The 21,925-nt window shown below is 42.8% G+C and carries 17 protein-coding genes; 12 read left to right on the forward strand and 5 right to left on the reverse strand.

Annotated features, from left to right (window positions below; genetic code table 11):
• Positions 1 to 248 precede the first annotated feature (248 nt).
• The 8 genes from JMY09_RS06290 (at position 249) to JMY09_RS06325 (ending at position 10,017) form a co-directional block, all read left to right on the forward strand.
• Positions 249 to 1,892 (forward strand): ABC transporter substrate-binding protein, encoded by a 1,644-nt coding sequence (locus tag JMY09_RS06290; protein WP_201622740.1) that lies wholly within the window; start codon positions 249 to 251, stop codon positions 1,890 to 1,892.
• 212 nt (positions 1,893 to 2,104) lie between these two features.
• Positions 2,105 to 3,121: an ABC transporter permease gene (locus JMY09_RS06295; protein WP_201622741.1), complete on the forward strand. Its 1,017-nt coding sequence runs from the start codon at positions 2,105 to 2,107 to the stop codon at positions 3,119 to 3,121.
• 270 nt (positions 3,122 to 3,391) lie between these two features.
• Positions 3,392 to 4,306 carry an ABC transporter permease gene (locus JMY09_RS06300; RefSeq protein WP_201622742.1) on the forward strand — a complete coding sequence of 305 codons (915 nt, stop codon included), beginning with the start codon at positions 3,392 to 3,394 and terminating at the stop codon, positions 4,304 to 4,306.
• Positions 4,306 to 5,379 carry an ABC transporter ATP-binding protein gene (locus JMY09_RS06305; protein WP_201622743.1) on the forward strand — a complete coding sequence of 358 codons (1,074 nt, stop codon included), beginning with the start codon at positions 4,306 to 4,308 and terminating at the stop codon, positions 5,377 to 5,379. The genes JMY09_RS06300 and JMY09_RS06305 overlap by 1 nt, the downstream gene beginning before the upstream one ends.
• Complete coding sequence (locus JMY09_RS06310; RefSeq protein WP_201622744.1) at positions 5,376 to 6,347, forward strand: peptide ABC transporter ATP-binding protein; 972 nt, start codon at positions 5,376 to 5,378, stop codon at positions 6,345 to 6,347. Before JMY09_RS06305 ends, JMY09_RS06310 begins: the two co-directional genes overlap by 4 nt.
• Positions 6,348 to 6,763: 416 nt before the next feature.
• Positions 6,764 to 7,615 carry an HAD hydrolase family protein gene (locus tag JMY09_RS06315; protein WP_201622745.1) on the forward strand — a complete coding sequence of 284 codons (852 nt, stop codon included), beginning with the start codon at positions 6,764 to 6,766 and terminating at the stop codon, positions 7,613 to 7,615.
• Positions 7,616 to 7,632: 17 nt separating this feature from the next.
• On the forward strand, positions 7,633 to 8,841 hold the full coding sequence (locus tag JMY09_RS06320; protein ID WP_201622746.1) for a cysteine protease StiP domain-containing protein: 1,209 nt from the start codon (positions 7,633 to 7,635) through the stop codon (positions 8,839 to 8,841).
• A 99-nt stretch (positions 8,842 to 8,940) separates the two neighbouring features.
• Positions 8,941 to 10,017, forward strand: a complete 1,077-nt coding sequence (locus JMY09_RS06325) for an HpcH/HpaI aldolase/citrate lyase family protein (protein ID WP_227677198.1) — start codon at positions 8,941 to 8,943, stop codon at positions 10,015 to 10,017.
• A gap of 92 nt (positions 10,018 to 10,109) precedes the next feature.
• On the opposite strand, the gene JMY09_RS06330 is transcribed toward JMY09_RS06325, so the two are convergent.
• Entirely contained in the window at positions 10,110 to 10,922 is an 813-nt protein-coding gene (locus JMY09_RS06330; RefSeq protein ID WP_201622747.1) for an alpha/beta fold hydrolase, read from the reverse strand.
• A 524-nt stretch (positions 10,923 to 11,446) separates the two neighbouring features.
• Between JMY09_RS06330 and JMY09_RS06335 the strand changes: the two genes are divergently transcribed.
• Positions 11,447 to 12,244 carry an enoyl-CoA hydratase/isomerase family protein gene (locus JMY09_RS06335; RefSeq protein WP_201622748.1) on the forward strand — a complete coding sequence of 266 codons (798 nt, stop codon included), beginning with the start codon at positions 11,447 to 11,449 and terminating at the stop codon, positions 12,242 to 12,244.
• A gap of 56 nt (positions 12,245 to 12,300) precedes the next feature.
• Here the strand turns inward: JMY09_RS06335 and JMY09_RS06340 are convergent, their stop codons facing one another.
• Together JMY09_RS06340 and JMY09_RS06345 are read right to left on the reverse strand one after the other, a co-directional pair.
• Complete coding sequence (locus tag JMY09_RS06340; protein WP_201622749.1) at positions 12,301 to 13,173, reverse strand: helix-turn-helix transcriptional regulator; 873 nt, start codon at positions 13,171 to 13,173, stop codon at positions 12,301 to 12,303.
• 124 nt (positions 13,174 to 13,297) lie between these two features.
• A complete protein-coding gene (locus JMY09_RS06345; protein ID WP_201622750.1) occupies positions 13,298 to 14,533 on the reverse strand; it encodes an MFS transporter in 1,236 nt (411 codons plus the stop codon).
• A gap of 289 nt (positions 14,534 to 14,822) precedes the next feature.
• Here JMY09_RS06345 and JMY09_RS06350 point away from each other — a divergent pair, with 289 nt between their 5' ends.
• Positions 14,823 to 15,941 carry a class II histone deacetylase gene (locus JMY09_RS06350; protein ID WP_201622751.1) on the forward strand — a complete coding sequence of 373 codons (1,119 nt, stop codon included), beginning with the start codon at positions 14,823 to 14,825 and terminating at the stop codon, positions 15,939 to 15,941.
• Positions 15,942 to 16,061: 120 nt separating this feature from the next.
• On the opposite strand, the gene JMY09_RS06355 is transcribed toward JMY09_RS06350, so the two are convergent.
• Positions 16,062 to 16,505: a PACE efflux transporter gene (locus JMY09_RS06355; RefSeq protein WP_265088004.1), complete on the reverse strand. Its 444-nt coding sequence runs from the start codon at positions 16,503 to 16,505 to the stop codon at positions 16,062 to 16,064.
• Between the two features lie 227 nt (positions 16,506 to 16,732).
• The gene (gene acnB / locus JMY09_RS06360; protein WP_201622778.1) at positions 16,733 to 19,336 is read right to left on the reverse strand and encodes a bifunctional aconitate hydratase 2/2-methylisocitrate dehydratase; all 2,604 of its coding nucleotides are present in this window, start codon (positions 19,334 to 19,336) and stop codon (positions 16,733 to 16,735) included.
• Positions 19,337 to 20,022: 686 nt separating this feature from the next.
• On the opposite strand from acnB, the gene lipA reads away from it, so the two are divergent.
• Both lipA and JMY09_RS06370 read left to right on the forward strand, forming a co-directional pair.
• Positions 20,023 to 21,069: a lipoyl synthase gene (gene lipA, locus JMY09_RS06365; RefSeq protein ID WP_201622753.1), complete on the forward strand. Its 1,047-nt coding sequence runs from the start codon at positions 20,023 to 20,025 to the stop codon at positions 21,067 to 21,069.
• Positions 21,070 to 21,344: 275 nt separating this feature from the next.
• A complete protein-coding gene (locus tag JMY09_RS06370; protein ID WP_201622754.1) occupies positions 21,345 to 21,818 on the forward strand; it encodes a GFA family protein in 474 nt (157 codons plus the stop codon).
• Positions 21,819 to 21,925: the final 107 nt, after the last annotated feature.

Genomic DNA, 21,925 nt, shown 5'->3' on the forward strand with positions numbered 1-21,925 from the left:
TTCTGTCTATTCATTTGCTCATTCAGCGCCACCCTCTCAATTATTTGAAAACCAAAGATTTGAGATTGCAGTTGTTAGATCATTTCCAGCTTTAGCTAATTAATGATGACCTAACATAACGTGAATGAGTAAATACTTTAAAAGGAATTAAGGGTTTATCAATTATATGACGATATCAGTGGCGCATAGTGTCACTGTCGTCTTATTAATTGGTAATTATCTGATGGTTTATACAGGATGTTATCACAATGCAAATCCCATTTTTCAAGCTTACCTTATTAGCAGCCCTAACCTTAGGCATCAGTGCCTGTAGCGGCGACAATAAAACCACCGACAAAACAGCAGATGCTGGCAGCGATGCCAAAGCAGCTAAGACCCTAATTTATTGTTCAGAAGGTAGCCCTGCCGGCTTTGACCCTGCTCAATATACGGCAGGTACTGACTTTGATGCCAGTTCTTACCCTATCTTTAACGGTATCGTCCAGTTCAAACGTGGCGAAACCGAAATTGAGCCAGGCTTAGCAGAAAGCTGGGAAATCAGCGAAGATGGCAAGACTTATACCCTCAATCTACGTAAAGGCGTCAAGTTCGGCAAGACTGATTACTTCACGCCAAAGCGTGACTTCAACGCTGATGACGTTATCTTTACTATCGAACGTATGATTGATACTGACTTTGCCTTTAACAAAGACTATCCGGCTGAATTCCCTTACTCAGTAGATATGGGTTTGCCTGAGATCATCGATAAAGTAGAAAAAGTTGATGATTATACGGTCAAAATTACGCTGAACGAGACCAATGCGCCCTTCTTACAAAACCTAGCCATGCCGTTTGCCTATGTGCATTCTGCAGAGTACGCTAAGCAATTACAGGATGCTGGTAAAGCCGCTGACCTAAACACTAAGCCGGTCGGTACTGGGCCGTTTGTCTTTACTTCCTATCAAAAAGACGCACAGATTCGCTATAGCAAAAACCCTGACTACTGGAACAAAGACGATATCCATATCGATAACTTAGTCTTTGTCATCACCAAAGACTCTGCGGTTCGTGCGCAAAAAATACAAGCGGGCGAATGTAATGTCTCAGCTTATGCCAACCCCTCTGAAGTGGACTCTGCTAAAAAATCCGGCAAAGCAAACGTTTTAGATGAGGCTGGCTTTAACGTCGGTTACTTAGGCTATAACACTGAAAAACCAGAACTTAAAGATGTGAATGTTCGCCGTGCGCTCGATATGGCGATTAATAAAGACGCTATTATCGATGCGGTCTATCAAGGTTCTGGTATCAAAGCCACTAACCCAATGCCGCCAACGCAGTGGGGCTATAATAAAGACATCAAAGATGCGCCTTACGATGTCGAAAAAGCTAAGGCACTATTGGCCGAAGCTGGTGCAAAAAACTTAGAAATCGACTTATGGTATATGCCAGTGCAGCGCCCTTATAACCCTAATGCCAAGCTGATGGCAGAGATGATTCAGGCTGATTGGGCCAAAGTAGGCGTGAAAGCCAAGCTGGTGACGTATGAATGGGGCGAGTATCTAAAACGTGCTGCCAAAGGCGAGCCTGAGGCTATTCTAGCGGGTTGGACTGGCGATAATGGGGATCCTGATAACTGGTTAGGTGTCTTATTATCTTGTGATGCGGTTGGTGGTAATAACTACTCACGCTGGTGTAATAAAGACTTTGATAAGCTGGTGACCGATGCACGTGCCATTACCAACCAAGATGAGCGTATTGCCAATTATACGCAAGCTCAGGTTATCTTTAAAGATCAATTGCCTTGGACCACAGTTGCTAACTCAGTGGTGACGGTATTAACCACCCCTAACGTTAAAGACTACAAAATCAGCCCACTCGGCTCAATTCGCTTTGATGGCGTTGATATTGAATAAAGGTAGTAAATAGCCTTAGTTAATACTAGCGCTGCATTCAGTACTAGTATTAGCTTCAATACCAATACCTAATAAACTTTAGTGCCGCCTTTTACTTGATAGTTATTGCTTTATATACGTTTGTGGCTGGTTCAGAGATTCTGTTCCAGCCACCTTTGTCTGAGCTTGAGCTATATTTGCTAAAAGCCACTTTTATAAAAACGAGCCGAGCTATGCTACTTTATATTCTACGCCGGATTTTAATCTTAGTTCCTGTCTATATCGGCTTAACCCTATCGACTTTTATTCTCATTCGTCTTGTACCTGGCGATGCTGTTGAGATTATGATGGGCGAGCGTATGGTTGATCCTGAGCTACATGCGCAGGCTTTAGTGCGCCTTGGTTTAGACAAACCCTTGCCCGTACAATATTGGGATTATCTCACTGGGATACTGCAAGGTAACTTTGGTGAATCCTTTCGTACTCGCACCCCTATATTACAAGATTTTTTCGCCCATTTTGTGCCGACATTAGAATTAGCACTTTGCGCGATTACCATAGCGAGTGTGGTTGGTATCAGTTTGGGTATTTTTGCCGCATTGCGTCGAGGCACTTGGATTGACTATACCTTAATGTCGGGCGCACTTGCCGGCTACTCTATGCCCATCTACCTACTTGGGCCTATTTTGACAGGTATCTTTGCTCATTATTTAGGTCTACTACCGGTCTCTGGGGTCATCTCTGTCGCCCAGTTCCTAGACGTCAAACCTTTATATGGTTCTTGGCTATTAGGGTCTTTAAGCTCTGGTGAGCCCGGTGCCTTTTGGAACGTTGTCAAACATTTTATCTTACCCTCAGTGGCTCTATCTACAATTCCTCTAGCTATGATCGCTCGTATGACCCGCTCAGCAATGCTTGAGGTGTTAGACGAAGATTATGTACGTACAGCAAGAGCTAAAGGCTTATCACCAAAACGGGTGATTTTGATTCATGTGATGCGTAATGCGCTTATCACTGTGGTCACCGTAGTGGGATTGCAGATGGCTACACTATTGGCTGGAGCTATTATCACCGAAACTATCTTTAGTTGGCCGGGCGTTGGCAACTGGTTACTAGATGGCTTCTTTACTCGTGATTACCCTATTGTACAAAATGGTATTTTATTGGTCGCCACTGCACTGATTCTGGTGAGCTTAATGATCGATATTTTATATGGATTTATTAATCCTAGAATTCGCCATTCTTCATAGTTTATTGTTAGGGTGAAGCCCACTTGCTACATTTTTGATGCCTCTGTAATTCATCATAATTGTATCTGCAATAGCTATTTATAGTTTTTAATAATTACCCATAGTGCTCATGATGACCTTGTGTCCCTAAGTTTGTATTACTCAGCTTTCCTAAGACAAGCAGATGCTAAGTTAGCTCAAGCAATAAGCAATTTAAATAAGCAACTTAGCGCAATAAAGTAAGCAAGCCAGTGGAGTAAAACAAGGTCTAATTCACTAAAGGAATATCCAATGAAGCCTTCTGTAATTCCTTCCGATGTTGCGCAGGTTGCCCCTAAACCGCCAACTTCTTGGCAGCTGTTTTTATACACCTTTTGTCGAAACAAAGGCGCCGTACTGGGTTTTATCGTTTTAATGCTGATGGTCATCATCGCCATATTAGCTCCTACCATTGCGCCTTATGACCCGCATGAATTATTTACCGGTAAAGAGCAGCTACCGCCATCCTTCTTTAGTGGTGGTGATTCGATGTTCTTTTTGGGCACCGATGATGCTGGTCGTGACACCCTCTCACGCGTTATGCACGGCGCACGTTATTCGCTATTTATTGGTATCAGTGCTACCTCTATCGCCATGATTGTCGGGGTATCTTTAGGACTAAGTGCGGCATTTTGGCCCAAGGTTTGGGGCAAAGCAGTCATGCTAGTGAATGATATTTTGATGTCTTATCCAAGCCTATTGCTTGCCATCATTATTGCCGCTATCTTAGGGCCGTCAATGACTAATACCATTATTACTATTGCCTTAGTATGTACACCGCCTTTTATCAGGTTGACTCGTGCTACAGCCATGGTTGAGCTGCAACGTGAGTATTTTATCGCCTCAAAAGTTATGGGTGCAGGCGTATTAAGGCTGTTATTTATTACTATACTACCCAACTGTATGGCGCCCTTAATCGTCCAAGCTACTATGATTTTCTCTACTGCTATTTTGGAAGCGGGTGCGATTGGTTTCTTAGGTTTCGGGGTGCAACCACCTGATGCTGAGTGGGGTGCCATGCTAGGTACTGCTCGCCAATATATCCAAAGCAATGTTTGGTTAGCGATTTGGCCGGGTATAGCGATTTTCTTAGCTGCTTTGTCTATCAATCTAACGGGCGACGGTCTACGTGATGCCTTAGATCCAAAATTGAAGCAGGTGTCTTAATGAACGATTCTCAAGTAAATAGCTTTGACGTAAATAGCTCAGTGAATACCCTTGCCACCAATAACTCACTCCTCCTCGATATTGAGCATCTATCGGTTACTTTTGGCGAAGGAGCACGAGCTTTTCGTGCGGTCGATGACGTCTCTTTAAAAATAAAACAAGGAGAGGTCATTGCGGTTGTTGGTGAATCTGGCTCTGGTAAATCAGTCACTATGATGGCGCTGATGGGATTATTGCCCTCTTCTGCTACTGTGGTTGCTGATCGACTGAACTTTGATGGCAAAGAGCTGTTAACCATGCCAGCAAAACAAAAGCGCAAGATTATTGGCAAAGATATTTCGATGATATTTCAGAACGCCATGTCATGCCTTAATCCAAGCTTTACCATCGAGATGCAAATGGGCGAAGTATTAACCACCCATCTTGGCTTGCGCGGAGCTGCGGTAAGACAGCGTCTTTTAGAATTATTAGAGCTGGTTGAAATGCCAGATGCTAAGAACCGTCTGCGTGTCTATCCGCATCAACTCTCAGGTGGTATGAGTCAGCGAGTGATGATTGCAATGGCGCTGGCTTGTGAGCCGAAATTGCTTATCGCTGATGAGCCGACAACCGCTCTCGACGTGACGGTTCAGGCTCAAATCATGGATTTGCTCGGTCGCCTGCAGCGCGAGAAGCAAATGGCCATGGTGCTTATCACTCATGACTTGGGCTTAGTGGCGCAGAACTCTCGTGATGTCGCCGTTATGTATGCCGGTCAAGTGGTCGAGACTAGCACCGTGCCAGAAATATTCCAAAAACCTGCCCATCCTTATACCGAGGCGCTACTACAAGCTATTCCTGAGCTGGCAGTTGGACAAGATAGATTGAACAGCTTACCGGGTGTGGTTCCTAGTCAATATGATCGTCCAACAGGGTGCTTACTTTCGCCACGTTGCCCCTATAAAGAGCCCGCCTGTGAGGTGCCGCCCCCTATTTTAAAAACCCCAAATGGCGAGGTCCGCTGTATTCACGCCACCCTTCCTGAACATCCTACTCGGACTGCTCAAACGGCTACTCTGGAGTCTGAAATATGAGTCATAAAATCGTTTTAAAGGCCGACAACCTACATAAACACTATGAGGTGTCTCTAGGATTAGGAAAAGGTAAAGCCTTCGTCAAGGCGTTGAACGGCATCTCATTTGAGTTAGAGGCAGGGAAAACCCTAGCGGTTGTCGGTGAGTCGGGCTGTGGCAAGTCTACTTTAGCGCGCCAGCTTACTTTGATAGAGCAGCCGACCGGTGGCGAGCTATTTATTAATAATGAGGCAACTACCAGTTACAGCAGAAGTGCGCTTAAAAACTTGCGTACTGAGATTCAAATGGTGTTCCAAAACCCTTATGGCAGTCTCAACCCACGCCATACTATTGGTTTTCAGCTGACCGAACCGTTAGATATTCATACTACGCTGAGCAAAGAAGAAAAACGCAGCAAAGTGCATGCCATGATGGAGCACGTTGGTTTACGTCCTGAGCATACTGGTCGCTATCCGCATATGTTTTCTGGTGGTCAGCGCCAGCGTATTGCTCTTGCCCGCGCCATGATGCTCAACCCTAAAATTGTGGTCGCTGATGAGCCGACATCAGCCCTTGACGTCTCTATTCAGGCGCAAGTACTGAATTTATTTATGGACTTGCAAGATGAGTATCGCACCGCCTATGTTTTTATCTCGCATAACCTCTCGGTCGTACGCCATGTAGCCGATGATGTGATGGTGATGTATTTAGGTAAGGCGGTCGAGCATGGTGCTAAAGATGCTATTTACGATGATCCCAAACACCCTTATACCATCGCTTTACTCTCGGCAGCACCCTCAGTGACCGGACATAAAAAACAGCTGACCCTACAAGGCGAGTTGCCTAGCCCTCTTAACCCGCCAAGTGGCTGTGCGCTTCATAAACGCTGTCCTTATGCTAAGCCTATCTGTAGCGAAATAGAGCCTGAGCTGCGTGAGTGGCAAGGACGCTTAGTCTCTTGTTTACGACTAGAAGAGATATATGGATAATTAGGTGCTGACTCTATAATGATCAGCCCTACCAGCTTAATGTCGTTCTATTATTTGAATAATCAAACTTCAATAAGCTCAGAATATTTACAAGCTAAATCTTCTGAGCTTATCAAATCAATAGCCCTACTCAGCTCTAACTCGTTTTTATAACGCGTCCCTTCATTTTTTATTCCTTCAAACTTATCTACTCAACCCCAAATGGATTCAATCCACTCCTGTTATCATACTTTTCCTTCTTTATTAGCGATTTATTCTGACCTTTTTTATGATTATCGTTATACTGTCTGAACTTGGCTAAAGCATGCTAGATAGCTAATTAACAACTCTAACAATCAGCGCTTTATATCCATTAAATATTTGTATATAAGCCCTATCTAAACAGCCCTGCTATTATTCTATTTTTGGAAAATCCAATGACCTTCCCATTTTTCCAACCTAGTGAAAACCTCATCAAACCTTATGCGCTAATGGATTTGGACGATACTCTATTTCAGACCCAGCGTAAAATTGACGCTTGGGATTTAGCGACCGGTGAAACCGAAAACTTAATTTGTGCCAGTGTAAATAAACAAGTCCAGCCCTTGAGCTTTATGACTCAGCGCCAAGCGGCGTTTTTTAATTGGCTGCTTGTTAGCACTGAATTGATAGTAGTCACTGCGCGTGATAGATCTGAGATACAACGAGTCAAACTGCCTTTTGACAGTTGGCAAGTATTGACTCATGGCGCGATAATACTAAGCCCAGATAATAAATTACTGGCGGCTTGGCAACAGCATATGTATCAGCAGCTCACACCACTACAAGATAAGCTCAACCAGCTAAGCGAAGTGTTTGCTAATCACAGTAAAGGGGCTAACAGTCAGTTAGTGTTCACGCCGCATAGCGATACTTTTGATAGTGGCAAGATTAGTTATAATGGTGCTAATAAGCGCAAGTTAACCATCTATTTAGCTATTAAACATGCGCAAAAAGACCATCAAGTATTAGTAGATTTGGCCGATAAATTACCGTTATTAATACGGGATTTTGATCAGCACTTTTATGTCCATGTCAATGCTAATAACTTAGCGATACTCCCACATGTTATTCATAAACGTCATGCGGTCCAGTTCCTGCTAGAACACCATTTAGACAGTCAGCGCCCCAGTTTTGGCTTTGGTGATAGTTTGGCAGATCTCCCGTTTCTGCAATTACTAGACTGGTACGGTATGCCCAACCATGGGCAGCTACATTCAGAGCTACAATCAGCATCAACCTCTCAATAACAGGCGTGGCCATCATAATGAATAAAGATAACCCTGCTATCTCTCCAGTGGATCAAGCTACAAAAATAGCTCAGTTAGCTCGTTATGGCTCAGGGAGTTATCTTGCCAGCGATGTCATTGTCCTGTTAGATATCGTCAATAAAGAAGCCATTGCCGATGTGCCAGTCAGCCAAAAAGAAGCCTTAATTCAAAACGGTCAACGCCATTACTCAGATATGTTAACTTTGGAGAGCGCTCCAACTGCGATGCACGAGCAGCTATACGCTCAAGCATTGACTCAAGGCACCCAGCGCACTGCTACTGATATCGCTAACTTAGCCTATTCTTTACATGATATTTTTTATCAAAGCATCACTAATAAAAACCCGTTAGTCTTAATCAGCTTAGTGCGTGCCGGCTTGCCAGTAGGGGTGTTATTACAACGTGCTCTAGCCGACACGAATAGTGCTTACAATCTGCCTAGCGTGCATTATGGTATCAGCATCATTCGTGATCGTGGCCTTGATCCTGTAGCCCTAAAAATGCTGCTGGAGGCTTATCCGAATAGTCCTATAGTATTTGTCGATGGCTGGACGGGTAAAGGGGCTATCTATCAAGAGCTAGCGAGTAGCCTTGCGTCATTTAATCATCCTACTGATATGAATTTTGCTAACTTTTTTCATCAAGGTCTAAGTGTTGTGCCGCTATTGACTCTGGCTGATCCTGCTGGTGTGGCTTGGCTAGCAGCCAGTACCGATGACTGGTTAATTCCCTCAGGACTGTTAAACAGTACTGTGTCAGGGCTTATATCACGTAGCTTATATACTGAGCCACAATACGGGCTACATCGCAGTATATTTTATGATAACTTAGTAGAAGTTGATCATAGTCTAGCTTTCATTGATCATATTGACATGGCAAGACAACAGCTGACGGTATTACCAGTGGCTTTAGCTACCTTTGGACAGCCACGCTATCAGACCGCAGCGTTAATTGATGAGCTGGCAATAAAATATGACATTAGCAATCGCAATCGTATTAAACCGACTATTGCCGAGGCAACAAGAGCGATATTGCGCCGTGATCCTGAGTGTGTTTTGCTAGCGACAGCCGACCATCCTGATACCTTATTATTAAGACATTTATGTGCTCAGCGAGATATTAATATTGAGGTATTAGGTGTTAAAATACTTCCTTATCAGGCTATTACCTTAATCAAGCAACGTAATACAACCGCAGATAATTAGTAGTTTAAATCACTATTTTAAACCTGCTATTTATAGTATTGCTATGGTCAATATCTGTTAATTACATTCACTTCTTTATCACTATTTACGACGTTAATTATGCCCGATATGACAACAAACGAGTCCAGCCTTTATAATTATACTCAGTCTTATGCCAATCTCATTACCGATCGGCATGCGCTGGTCAAGCCGCACACCCATCATCCTTACCAGTTGGGTGCTAGTCTCTACATGCCTGCTACGCGACAAGATATCTGGCAAGTTATCAAGCGTGACAAACTCTCGACGATCAACAGTATTATTATCTGTTTAGAAGATGCGGTTAGTCATAGCGACATAGAGTTAGCATTGATACGTTTACAAGCGCTGTTAGATACTTGGGCGGCGCATGTTGATATGATCAATGAGCCTTCAAGACAAGCTGTTGATCAGATAGAGCCGCAATCAAAGCAGCCTACCCGACCCTTAGTATTTGTGCGCCCACGCAACCCAATGATGCTACAGAAATTAGCAGATTTTAGGCATATTGGATTGCTCGATGGGTTTGTATTACCTAAAGTCGATATGTATAGCCTATCTAATTGGCGTATGGCTTGTCAAAATCTAGATACCGACCAACTGTTGATGCCGACTCTAGAGACCGCGGCCCTTTTTGATCCGCATCACAACCAAGAGTTGGCCATCGGTTTTAAAGAAGCCTTTAGTCAGCCGGTATTTGCCTTACGTATCGGTGGTAACGACTTATTTGCAGCCCTACGTTTGCGCCGTCCAAAGAACAGTATCATCTATGATACTCCAATTGGTACTTTAGCTTATCAGCTGCTCGGCTGTTTTGTGCCTCATGGGTTTTATCTGTCAGCGCCAGTCTTTGAGTACTTAGACCAGCCGACACTATTTATGCAAGAGTTAACTCGTGACGTGGGCTTAGGATTAGTCGGCAAAACTGTTATTCATCCTAGTCAAATTGCTCTAGTGCAACAAGCCTACTGTGTGCCTGCTAGCATGTTAGATGAAGCGCAAGCCATACTCCATAGCGAGGCCAAAGCGGTATTTAAATACAATAATACTATGCTAGAGCCAGCAACTCATCGTGCATGGGCGACTGAAGTTGTCAATCGTGCTGAAGTTTTTGGTACTATTAATGATGGTAATAGTGACTATAAGCCCTTGCTGTAAGCTTATAATATAAGCCTTAAATAGTAAAAAAGCCGTTATCATAAATTTGATAACGGCTTTTTAACAGCTAATTTATAGCCTAACTGCTACCACTAAAGGCAGCTACCCAAGAATTTGCTAATTAGATTATTCACTTGCTGAGGTTGTTCTACAGTCGCCGTGTGCCCCGCGCCTTTCACTACGGCCAGCTTTGACCCTGCTATAGCAAAATGTATACGCTCAGCTTTAGGATAAGGGGTCGCCATATCTTCATCACCGACTATAATGAGCGTTGGTGTGTTAATCTTACCCAGCTGCTGATAAACACCTGCACGCTCAATCACCCCTTTGGTGGCTTTAGTTGCGCCAATCTTATGATTGCCCTCTAGCATTTTTTGCCATTGTTTATATTGCGACCGACGTGATTTATCTGTCAAAAAAGTGCTACCAAACATGATAGGCATTATCTTTTTGCTGACAGGCTTCATACCTAACCAGCGCATAGCGGTCATTAACTTAGCGTATTTAGGGATATTATCAGGGTCTTCAGCATCGCCCGAGGTCTCTAATAGAACTAATGATAATAAGCGCTCAGGATGAGTAATAGCGATACGCTGACCTACAAATCCGCCCATCGATAAACCAACAAAATTACACTTCTGTATGGCCAACGCATCCATCAAGGCAATAACGTCATCAGTTAGCGAGTCCATATCATAGCCGTCTTTGGTAATCTGCGACTGACCTTGCCCCCGGAAGTCAAAAGCAATACAGCGATAGTTCTTTTTAAAATAGGCAACTTGCTCGTCATACATTCGCGTACTCCACAGTAGTCCGTGAGCGAATATTATGACAGGCTTATGCCGCTGGTCAGGCGCGCTATCTTCATAATATATATTGGCATTATTAAGCTGAATATGAGGCATAACCACTTCCTTGTAGGCAATAGTAACTTTAATAAGTTCGATTGATTTGCTGACTAATTTTAAATGTCAGCTGATCGGTTAATATAGTCAATCCTATTTACAACTAGTAAATCGCCAGCTACTGATATAAATTTTCTGTCTAAAAGTGAAGATATGACTAAGGCTCGTGCAAACTTATACTAATGACTCTGCAGCAACTCTTGCGTGGACTGACTATAAACTAAATTTCAATGTTTTTATCATAGAATATAATGCATTGATTTAATAGTATTATTACTTAGCCATTAGGATAACCAAACTTATAGCTTCAGTGCTTACAAACGACTTTTTACCATTAACCCTGAAGTGTACAAAACCCAGCCTGCAATGAAGCCACTTATCAGACCTGTATCTAGGTATCTATGCATTTGGCATCTACGCATAGTCTCAGCGCTCATAGAACCTGCTTTTATAAGTCATCCAAACTGCTATAGTAATGAGCATCTAATGATTTATTACCACAAACTACAATAAGGATAAAACCCATGTCGCAGCCTTCAGTTGATTATCAAGTTAACGATCATATCGCCACTATTACTATGAATGATCCAAAGACTTTAAATGCTTTTAGTACTACCCTTAAGAACGCTATGATGGAGGCCCTTAACAAGGCCGATACTGATGAGCAAGTACGAGTGATTGTATTGCAAGGCGCTGGTGGTAACTTCTCAAGTGGTGGGCATATTGGTGAGATGCTTGAGAACGGTATGGAAGGTGACGCCTTATCTGACAAGCTTAACTTTATGGTTGGCGAAGTTGCTGAAATTAGTTTGAAACTGCGCGCTATCCATAAGCCGATTATTGCCAAGTTAGCAGGTGCGGTCGCAGGCGCAGGTATGAACTTAGCGCTGACTTGTGACTTCCGTATCGCCGCTGATAATGCCAAATTCGTACAAGCTTTTGTCAATATTGGCTTAGTGCCCGACGCTGGTGGTATCTACTTATTGAACCAGCTAATTGGGGTGGCAAAAACCACTGAGATGGTCATGCTTGGGGATAAGCTCACTAGCGATGATATGGCGCGCCTAAACTTAGTGAATACGGTGGTCAGTAGCGACGAGTTAGAGGCAACGACCCTAGCATTAGCAACGCGCTTAAGTAACCTGCCTGGCAAAGCCTTGGCATCAATGAAGCATATGATTAATACTCACAGCTTTATGGGACTAAACGAAGCGCTGGATATGGAAGTTGATCAGCAGACTATGCTTGCCAAGACTGATGATTTTAAGGAAGGTATTAGTGCTTTTATGCAGAAGCGTAAGCCAGTTTATATGGGTAAATAATGGGCATATCATGAGTCCAACTCATTAAACGCTGCTATCCTTATCGTCCCCTAACTTTATTTTATCTCAGAGAGATTATGCAGGCTATTTTGAGATAAGTAGACTTGCAAAGGGTCTTTATTAGGGTGAGTTTCAATATAAGGTAGTGAAGCGAGAACCAGTGAAAAAAGCTCGGCTTGCGAGGATATATTCAATTTATTGTAGGCGTTTTTTCGATGCATCTTCACCGTATCAAAAGAGATATTAAGCTGTTTTGAGATAGTCTTGGAGGAGTGACCGAGCAAGATAAGCTGTATCATGTCTTGCTCGCGTGCCGTTAAAATCGAGGCTCCAAACTCCTTAAGCCCTATTTGTAATTGCTTATGGAATTTGGTTTTGATATCGCTCTCAGCTACTGTTATTGTTACAAAATGCTTGTTTAAGGCATTTAACACGATAGAGGATAGCGATTTTAGCCGTGCCAACTCTTGTTTTGTGAAACCATCAGAACCCTCAAGCCTTGCAACGGAAAGGGAGAGTCGTAAGTCTTTTTGGGTATGGGCAATAAAACACACTTCATCAGTACATTGCGTCAAGGCGTAGTACAACTGATAGTACTCAGACGCTAGGAAGCTTTCAGGAATGAGATCATTTAAGTGATACATCGCTTGAGGTGAGCCGTCGAAACACTTTATATAAAAGGGATCCAACAAATAAGCACCCGATATCCAATCTCTAGTATTTATCTTACTAATATATTTAGGATAATTATCGAATAAACACTGAGGTTGTTGATCCTTTGGTATAGAAAATATGATAATCAACGCATCAGGTATCATGGCTTGTACTGCTTCAGCCAACTGTATAGTAAATGCCTCCGAGCCGATTGCATCGATGATTTGACCGACTTTATTATTCCATAAAGTAAATTTTTCTATATCAGTATTCATCAATTGTTATTCCTTCATTAATAAATAAAGTGAAATCAATCGCACGCCCCGTTATCATATACCCTCTAAAGCATATCTTAGGCCTAGTAACGGCAATCTTATAACTAAAAAAGTGACTAACTAACTATATTTCTTTGATTTGTAATTTACTCGGCTCAGATACTTGTAGCAATTTTTTAGCTTGTCGTTCTAAGCCTTTAGGTTTGCCTCTTAAGTATATACTTAAGCAAGAAAAAATAAAGGTGGCTAAGACTGCGGTAGCAACACCTACTGTAAAAGCAGTTAAACCTCCACTGTCCATAGCGTAGCCAGCAATAGCGGGGGCAACTGCCGTACCACCCATTACCGCTGCACCAGCCACTGCTGCCACAACACCTTTGGGGTCTGCAGCTGCTGCAAAACCCATGACACAGCTATAAGTAAAAAAGTGCGCCGTTGACCAAAGTATGACCATTGATGAAAACCAAAACACGCTTTGAGTTTGGCTAACGACCATGGATATTATACCAGTGACAATGATACCCATTAGTAATAGCTTTTGTTGACTAATGCGACGCATCATCCAAATCAATAGCAGAGGTCCAAGCAATGAGGTTGCCCCATGTATACTAAATAAAAAACCAATATTTTCAGGCGCAATCCCTAAACGCGTGTTAGCAATATTTTCAGCAAAAACCCATACCATAGTGTCTCTGACAAAATAACAGAACATCATTAAAATAATGGCTATAGATAGAGGTTTAAAGAGAATGGCATACTTTGAATCATGACTACTTTGTGCCGCTTCAGCATGTGTTGATGTAGGTATCGCCAGCAACAAAGGTATCAGTAAACAATGTAGAACTGCCAAACCAATCAAAGCACCGGGTAACGACCACGCCACAATGATACGCGGGAAGATATTGAGTAATAATATCATCATGAACGTCCCTAACAGGACTACCTTATTAAATATATCAGAAGATCGTGCGCCAAGAGCAGCGACTGCAGCATTGCCAGCTGCTAACGCAATCCCATAGCCTAGTCCTGCTATCACTAAATAAGCATAAGAAGTCATCAAAGTGGTCGATGACATAAAAAGCAAATTGCCAATCACTGCTAAAGCCGTACCAAATACCGCTACGTACTTTTTGGGAAATCTATCGACGACAGTTGCAATTAATAAAGAGCCCAGACACATAGCACCAAGCTCTGTACTCACCAGCACGCCTGCCTGTGCTTCAGAGATAGAGAAATAGCTAATAATGGCGGTGAACAAAAAAGGCAGTATCAATAAGGGGGCAAAACCAACACCATAGATGGCGGCGAATGGCCCTAAGACCTCTCTGTTTAAATAGAGCTGACGAAATCCTTTTAACATAAAACACCTTCCTTGTGTTGTGATTATCCGTTGCGTATTGCATCCTATCTTAATACTACACTGCCCTTTTAGCCGTAGATATTACCCATAAGGGTGCATTAAACTGGTAATTAATCCTATATTTGCTACGGACGATGGTTGCCCTACCTTCTAAAGAGACAACAAGTCTCTATGATTGATATTTTTTAAAACACACACTTAAGGGTAATATCATGCGGTAGCGTCTCTATGTAATGATGTATTAGTAGCCATACAAAGTGGCATCTCATCATTAACAAAGGATTGCATAATGACGACAGGTATAGTCTTTGACGAAACGTACTTTTGGTACGACAGCTTAAACCAAGCCTTCCCCCCTTTTCAAATTCAGCCAGGTGGCAACCCAGACCGACCAGATATAAAACGCCGCTTTTACAATTTGCTGCAACAAACTGGGATATTCAAACAACTTACCTCTATCGAACCGCGTGTAGCCACCACAGATGAAATTCTTCGAGTGCACAGTACAGAATACTATCAATCTTTAGCAGAGCAAAACCTACTACCTGCTGGTGAAGGGGGTCCTGGGGCTGTCTTCGCACAAGGTGGCGTTGAGATCGCCAAGCTCTCTGCTGGCGGTGCATTGGTTGCAGTAGAAAAAGTATTATCAGGCGAAGTAAATAATGCTTATGCACTAATACGACCACCAGGTCATCATGCCGAAACCAATCGCGGTGCTGGATTCTGCATTTTCAATAATGTCGCCCTAGCCGCCAAACATGCCTTAGAAATTGGCGGGTTTAAACGTGTCGCAATCGTTGATTGGGATGTACATCATGGCAACGGTGCGCAAGAAATATTCTGGCGTGATCCTTCTGTATTGACTATCTCTATTCATCAACACTATAGCTTTTTGGAAGAAGATACGGGAACGGCGCAGTATAATGGCGAAGGAGAGGGTGAAGGTTATAATATAAATATTCCCCTACCTCCAGGTTCTGGTGATGCCACTTATGAGTCTGCATTCAACCGGGCCATTATTCCCGCACTTGAAGCCTTTCAGCCAGATATGATTATCGTTGCTTGTGGATTAGATGCTGGGTGCTATGATCCACTCGGACGTATGGCTCTTACGCCACAAGGGTTCAGATTTATGGCTACCTCCATTAGAGAGACTGCCGAAAGATTGTGCGGCGGACGCCTAGTTATGTGCCAAGAAGGGGGTTATGATTTGGCTTCAACCCCTTATATGGGTCTTGGTGTTATCGAAGGTTTAAGCAATATCACACTCAATTTAGAAAACCCATTCCAAGTTTTTGGTGACTCTCTCGGTTATACCAAAACCGTATTACCTCATCAAGAAGCAGTCATTGCAGAAGCTCAAAGACAAGCTAACAACATTGCTGTCTCGAATTTAGCTCCTCTTTAAATTTCAATAACTGCCTATTTTCTATAGTACAAAAAATCTTATTCTTCATGAAAAAAAGCTGCCAATCGGCAGCTTTTTTAGTTCTAATCAGTAAACCATACAAGGTATTAATGGACTTGCTTAAGACGCAGATGCTGTCTTGTACTGATGAGGCAAGGTAAATATCTTATCAAAAACAAGCGTAAAAATAAAAGTGTAGACTAAGAAGAATAGCAATAGCGTCGCCTCCATGGTAAAAGCTTTTGTCAGACTTACGCCGTACCATACCATATACAATGGTAAACAAATTAAAAATAGCCCGCCTTCAAAGCCTACCGCATGGGCACTGCGTATCAATAGTGTGCGCTGTGTTACCTGCTTGCGACGTTCCCAATTTTCAAACGCCGTATTGTAAATAAAGTTCCAAGTTACTGCCGCCAATGACACCATTATAGCAACAGGTAGCGATTCTGATGCGTCACCACCACTTAAATACATCAGTACTACAGTAGATGAGAGGATAGCAATAATTTCAAAAATCGTCACATAGACCAAACGACGTTTGATAGGGGATAATGTAATCAACCAAGACTCCAAAGCACATAGGTGCATAATAAAGTATCGGTCCGTCCCGAAAGAACTAGAGAGAAAAAAAGCTAAGCCAAGTGCAGAGCCACGGTTTCCGCCTGCTGATCTATTATACATAGAAGTAGGTATATCAGACACCTACTCTTTTGGGTTACCTTGAACAAAAAACCCCGCATCATAAAGATACGGGGTTTATTTTAATCATTAACTTTCAAACCTAAAGCTTAGCTCAATTGAGCAACGCTAATTTTATCAGCTTCTTCGGTATACTCTGACATACGGTCGAAGTTCATGTATTTATACACTTCATCGCCCATGCTGTTCAGCATACCAGCATATTGCTGATATTCGTCATTGGTTGGTAGTTTACCTAGTACCGCAGCAACCGCCGCTACTTCAGCAGAAGCTAGATAGACGTCAGCACCTTGACCTAAACGGTTCGGGAAGTTACGAGTTGAAGTCGAAACCGCTGTAGAGTTTGGGGCGATACGCGCTTGGTTACCCATACATAGTGAACAACCTGGCATCTCAGTACGAGCACCGGCTTGCGCATAGATATTGTAATAACCTTCTTCCATCAATTGACGCGCATCCATTTTGGTTGGCGGCGCAATCCATAGACGAGTTTGCAAGCTGCCTGCTGGGACATCTTTTAGCAATTTACCAGCAGCGCGGAAGTGACCAATGTTGGTCATACATGACCCAATGAATACTTCATCAATAGTATCACCAGCGACATCACCTAAAGTCTTAGCATCATCTGGATCGTTCGGGCAGCAAAGTATCGGCTCTTTGATTTCAGACATATCAATAGTCATATCGATTGCGTATTCTGCATCTTCATCAGCACGCATCAGGCTTGGATTAGCAAGCCATTCTTGCATTTGCTCAATACGGCGGCTGATAGTACGTGCATCGCCATAACCTTCTGAAATCATCCACTTAAGTAAAGTGATATTCGACGTTAGATACTCAGTCACTGACGCTTCAGATAGAGTGATGGTACAACCAGCAGCACTACGCTCAGCTGAGGCATCAGACAATTCAAACGCTTGCTCAGCAGTTAAGTCTTCTAGACCTTCAATTTCAAGAATACGACCGTTAAACTCGTTGATTTTGCCCTTCTTATCAACGGTTAATAGACCTTCTTTAATCGCTTGGTAAGGGATGGCATGAACTAAGTCACGTAACGTGATACCAGGTTGACGCTCGCCAACGAAGCGTACACGAACCGATTCAGGCATATCAAGCGGCATAACACCAGTCGCAGCAGCAAAGGCGACTAGACCAGAACCTGCTGGGAATGAGATACCAATTGGGAAACGAGTATGCGAGTCACCACCAGTACCAACGGTATCTGGAAGTAACATACGGTTCAACCATGAGTGAATAATACCATCGCCTGGACGTAAGCTTACGCCGCCACGGTTCATGATAAAATCAGGAAGCGTATGCTGAGTTTCGACATCGACCGGCTTCGGATAAGCCGCGGTATGACAAAAAGACTGCAATACTAGATCGGCTTGGAAACCTAAACAAGCTAAGTCTTTTAGCTCATCACGAGTCATCGGACCAGTAGTATCTTGACTGCCGACAGTGGTAATTTTTGGTTCGCAGTACATACCAGGGCGCACGCCTACTAGACCACAAGCTTTACCAACCATTTTTTGCGCTAGTGTAAAGCCTTTGCCAGTATCAGTTGGCTCTTCTGGCTTAGCAAATACGTCTGAATGACCCAAACCCATGTATTCACGGGCACGGTTAGTCAAACCACGACCAACGATTAATGGAATACGACCACCGGCACGAACTTCGTCAAGCAAAGTTGGCGAGTTTAGCTTAAAGGTTGATAGTACTTCATCAGAATCATGCTTAGTGATTTTGCCATCATACGGATAGATGTCAAACACATCGCCCATATTTAGATTGTCAACTGCTACTTTTTCGATTGGTAATGCGCCAGAGTCTTCCATAGTATTAAAGAAAATAGGTGCGATATTATTACCTAGTACTAGACCGCCGCCACGTTTGTTTGGCACGTTAGGGATATCATCGCCCATCAACCATAGTACCGAGTTGGTCGCAGATTTACGGCTAGAACCGGTACCTACAACGTCACCAACATAGGCAAGTGGATGACCCTTTTCTTTTAGCGCTTCGATCTGTTTCATAGACCCAACAACGCCCTCTTCGTCAGCAACAATGCCATCGCGAGAGTTTTTATGCATAGCTAAAGCATGTAATGGGATGTCAGGACGGCTCCACGCATCTTGCGCCGGAGACAAGTCATCAGTGTTGGTTTCGCCACTGACTTTAAAAGTAGTATAAGTAGATTTTTTTGGTACTTCTGCACGAGATAAGAACCATTCAGCATCCGCCCAAGACTGCACCACTTCTTTAGCAATAGCATTGCCAGCTTCTGCTTTTTCAGTCACGTCATTGAACGCGTCAAACACTAGCAAAGTTTTCTTTAAAGCTTCAGCAGCGTCTTGCGCCAATTCTTTATCATCCAAAGCCGCAACTAGGGGCTGGACGTTATAACCCCCTTGCATAGTACCTAAGATTTGTACTGCCTTTTGCTTGCTGACTAATGAAGACTCAGCTTCACCTTTTACGATAGCGGCTAAAAACGCAGCTTTAACATAAGCGGCTTGATCAACACCAGGGGGAATACGGTTTTCTAACAAGTCCATTAAGAACTCGCCTTCGCCTGCAGGTGGGTTTTTAAGTAATTCAACCAAATCTACTACTTGTTGCTCACTAAGTGGTAAAGGTACAATTCCTAACTCGGCACGTTCTGCGACATGTTTACGATAAGCTTCTAACACAATAGTCATCCTCGTCATTAATTATCAGCGCAGCACGTGGGTAGTCAGAATGACTGCCTGCGCTGGCACGCTAAATGGGATATTTATGGCTGTTAATATAGCTTAAAACGTCCAAAATGTTAATGACCAAAGCGTAAACAGCTAGGTATAGCCAACATTTATTAACGAAATGGGAGGTATTTTCTACTATGGATGGCTTTTAATAAACTTTAGGTTATCAATAGTGATAAATAAAACCAATATAGATATTAAGTTAATTTTGCCGTGTTTTTTGCAAGTATTTCTGTTAAATTAAACGCTACGCCTAAGGTGCACTTTAATCTCAATGGTTGTCACTTAAGTCGCTTATATTCAATATAATAATTCTTTAGCTTTATCCTAGTAACCACTCGCCTCCATGTCTGTATCTCAGAGTCATAAATTAGTACAACTGAGCGCCGCATCGCAACTAAATCTTATAACTCATTAATAGCTATTTATTCTAATATCTAAACCGTATCTCAGTTTATTTTTCCTCTATTCTGTCACGATACAAAGATGATAAAAATAGTTATTTTTGCTATAATTGGGTCATTCAAAACACTCGTTATCAATGAATAATCACTGTCGTCAAATAATAAATTAAACCCTTATCCTGTAACAATTTGGATTATGAAGGTTTAGGATCATAAGGGTTAGGAAGAACTATGAGCTCATTAGCCGTACAAACGCACGTCCCTGCTGCCAGAGTCAAACCCAAGAAAGCCATCCAAGGCGAAAAACTACGTGGCTACGATAAAGTTGCGCGTATCCCAATTAAAGTGATCCCGACTGTCGAGGCCAAGAAAAAGCCAGACTGGATCCGGGTTAAACTCTCATCCCCTGCCGAAGTAGCTCGTATTAAAGCCACTTTGCGTGAGCAAAAGCTATTTACCGTTTGTGAAGAAGCTGCCTGCCCAAACTTAGCCCAGTGCTTCTCTGATGGTACGGCTACCTTTATGATTATGGGTGACATCTGTACTCGTCGCTGCCCATTCTGTGACGTCGGTCATGGTCGCCCTAATCAGCTAGATGCTGATGAGCCACGCCATACTGCCGAAACCATCTTAGGTCTTAAGCTAAAGTATGCGGTTATCACCTCAGTTGATCGTGATGATCTAAAAGATGGTGGCGCTGCTCACTTTGTTGAAGTACTTAACGAAGCAAGAGCACTTAGCCCGAATTGCTTAATCGAAATCTTAGTTCCTGATTTCCGTGGTCGTATGGATATCGCTTTAGACTTACTCACAGAAACAGCGCCAGATGTGTTTAACCATAATATTGAAACGGTGCCCCGTCTTTATAAAGCTTTCCGCCCCGGCTCTGATTATCAGCATTCTTTAGACTTGCTAAAAATTTACAAAGAACGTCGTCCTGATATCGCTACTAAATGTGGCTTTATGGTGGGCTTAGGCGAGACTGAAGAAGAGATTTATACTTTACTTGACGATCTAAAAGCGCATAACGTTGATATGATTACTGTGGGCCAGTACTTACAGCCTAGTAAGAACCACGCGCCAGTCGATCGCTATGTACATCCAGATGAGTTCCAGCGTTATATGGATTACGGCAAAAAGATTGGCTTCTTTAACATTTGGGCGGGTCCTATGGTACGTTCAAGCTACTTTGCCGACCGTCAGTATTATGGTGAAGATTGCCCAGCTCCTATCCGTAGCAAAAAAGCCCTCATTGCTGAAGGCAAATTGGGCTGCTAGAATTTTATTTCTTACACAGTTTATAAAATAGGAGACCTGCTATAGGTCTCCTTTTTTATGAACGCTCTACTAATACCTTGGCTTTTTTCTAGCCGAAAATCTAGTAACGTAGCATCGAAACTTAGATTAGTGTCTTTGGCTTTCATAGGATACATTCTATGCGCCAAACATGGGTCATCCTCTAATTATTGGGGCGTGAGCCTATCATACGCCTGAGATGATGCTATATTTAAGCATAATAAATGTAGATAAACTTTGTTATTAAGGACTGACTGATGAGCCATGAATTTACCCCACAGGCAGGCTCTTGCGCCTGTCAAAGCAACACTTATACTATCAACAATCAGCCTGTTAGCCGCTTTATCTGCCACTGTACTATCTGTCAAGAGTTCACCGGTCAAGCTTATAACGATGTGACGGTTTTACTAAAGTCAGATGTCAGTAATCTAAACCTAATAAGAACCAAATTTCGCCGTTGGAAACTGCCACCGAATATTAGCCGTGGTCTATGTACTCGCTGCGATAAACCCAGTATAGAGATGGGATTAGCTGGCAATCTTATCTTAGTGCCTACTACTAACTACCCTGATGTAGCGGCGCTACCTGCACCTACTATGCATCTATTTTATAATCGTCGTGTTGAAGACATGGACGATGACTTACCCAAATACAATGGCTTTGTACAAAGTCAGGCGATGCTAATAAAGGCGCTGGCTAAAGGTTTATATAGCAGAGTAGCTAGACGTTAGTAGCTAAAGATAGTTACTAAAAAAGATCAGCTTAAGTGACCTCTGTTTTCACTATGACTATTCATGACCGCTTAGCCAGACCAAAGCCTGCGCTAAGGATTGTCATG

It is taken from the genome of Psychrobacter urativorans (assembly GCF_904846695.1).
Lineage (GTDB): Bacteria > Pseudomonadota > Gammaproteobacteria > Pseudomonadales > Moraxellaceae > Psychrobacter > Psychrobacter urativorans.

Coding starts and splice junctions, on each gene's coding strand:
- JMY09_RS06290 (WP_201622740.1), top strand. CDS start 249: ATGCAAATCCCATTTTTCAAGCTTACCTTATTAGCAGCCCTAACCTTA.
- JMY09_RS06295 (WP_201622741.1), top strand. CDS start 2,105: ATGCTACTTTATATTCTACGCCGGATTTTAATCTTAGTTCCTGTCTAT.
- JMY09_RS06300 (WP_201622742.1), top strand. CDS start 3,392: ATGAAGCCTTCTGTAATTCCTTCCGATGTTGCGCAGGTTGCCCCTAAA.
- JMY09_RS06305 (WP_201622743.1), top strand. CDS start 4,306: ATGAACGATTCTCAAGTAAATAGCTTTGACGTAAATAGCTCAGTGAAT.
- JMY09_RS06310 (WP_201622744.1), top strand. CDS start 5,376: ATGAGTCATAAAATCGTTTTAAAGGCCGACAACCTACATAAACACTAT.
- JMY09_RS06315 (WP_201622745.1), top strand. CDS start 6,764: ATGACCTTCCCATTTTTCCAACCTAGTGAAAACCTCATCAAACCTTAT.
- JMY09_RS06320 (WP_201622746.1), top strand. CDS start 7,633: ATGAATAAAGATAACCCTGCTATCTCTCCAGTGGATCAAGCTACAAAA.
- JMY09_RS06325 (WP_227677198.1), top strand. CDS start 8,941: ATGCCCGATATGACAACAAACGAGTCCAGCCTTTATAATTATACTCAG.
- JMY09_RS06330 (WP_201622747.1), bottom strand. CDS start 10,922: ATGCCTCATATTCAGCTTAATAATGCCAATATATATTATGAAGATAGC.
- JMY09_RS06335 (WP_201622748.1), top strand. CDS start 11,447: ATGTCGCAGCCTTCAGTTGATTATCAAGTTAACGATCATATCGCCACT.
- JMY09_RS06340 (WP_201622749.1), bottom strand. CDS start 13,173: ATGAATACTGATATAGAAAAATTTACTTTATGGAATAATAAAGTCGGT.
- JMY09_RS06345 (WP_201622750.1), bottom strand. CDS start 14,533: ATGTTAAAAGGATTTCGTCAGCTCTATTTAAACAGAGAGGTCTTAGGG.
- JMY09_RS06350 (WP_201622751.1), top strand. CDS start 14,823: ATGACGACAGGTATAGTCTTTGACGAAACGTACTTTTGGTACGACAGC.
- lipA (WP_201622753.1), top strand. CDS start 20,023: ATGAGCTCATTAGCCGTACAAACGCACGTCCCTGCTGCCAGAGTCAAA.
- JMY09_RS06370 (WP_201622754.1), top strand. CDS start 21,345: ATGAGCCATGAATTTACCCCACAGGCAGGCTCTTGCGCCTGTCAAAGC.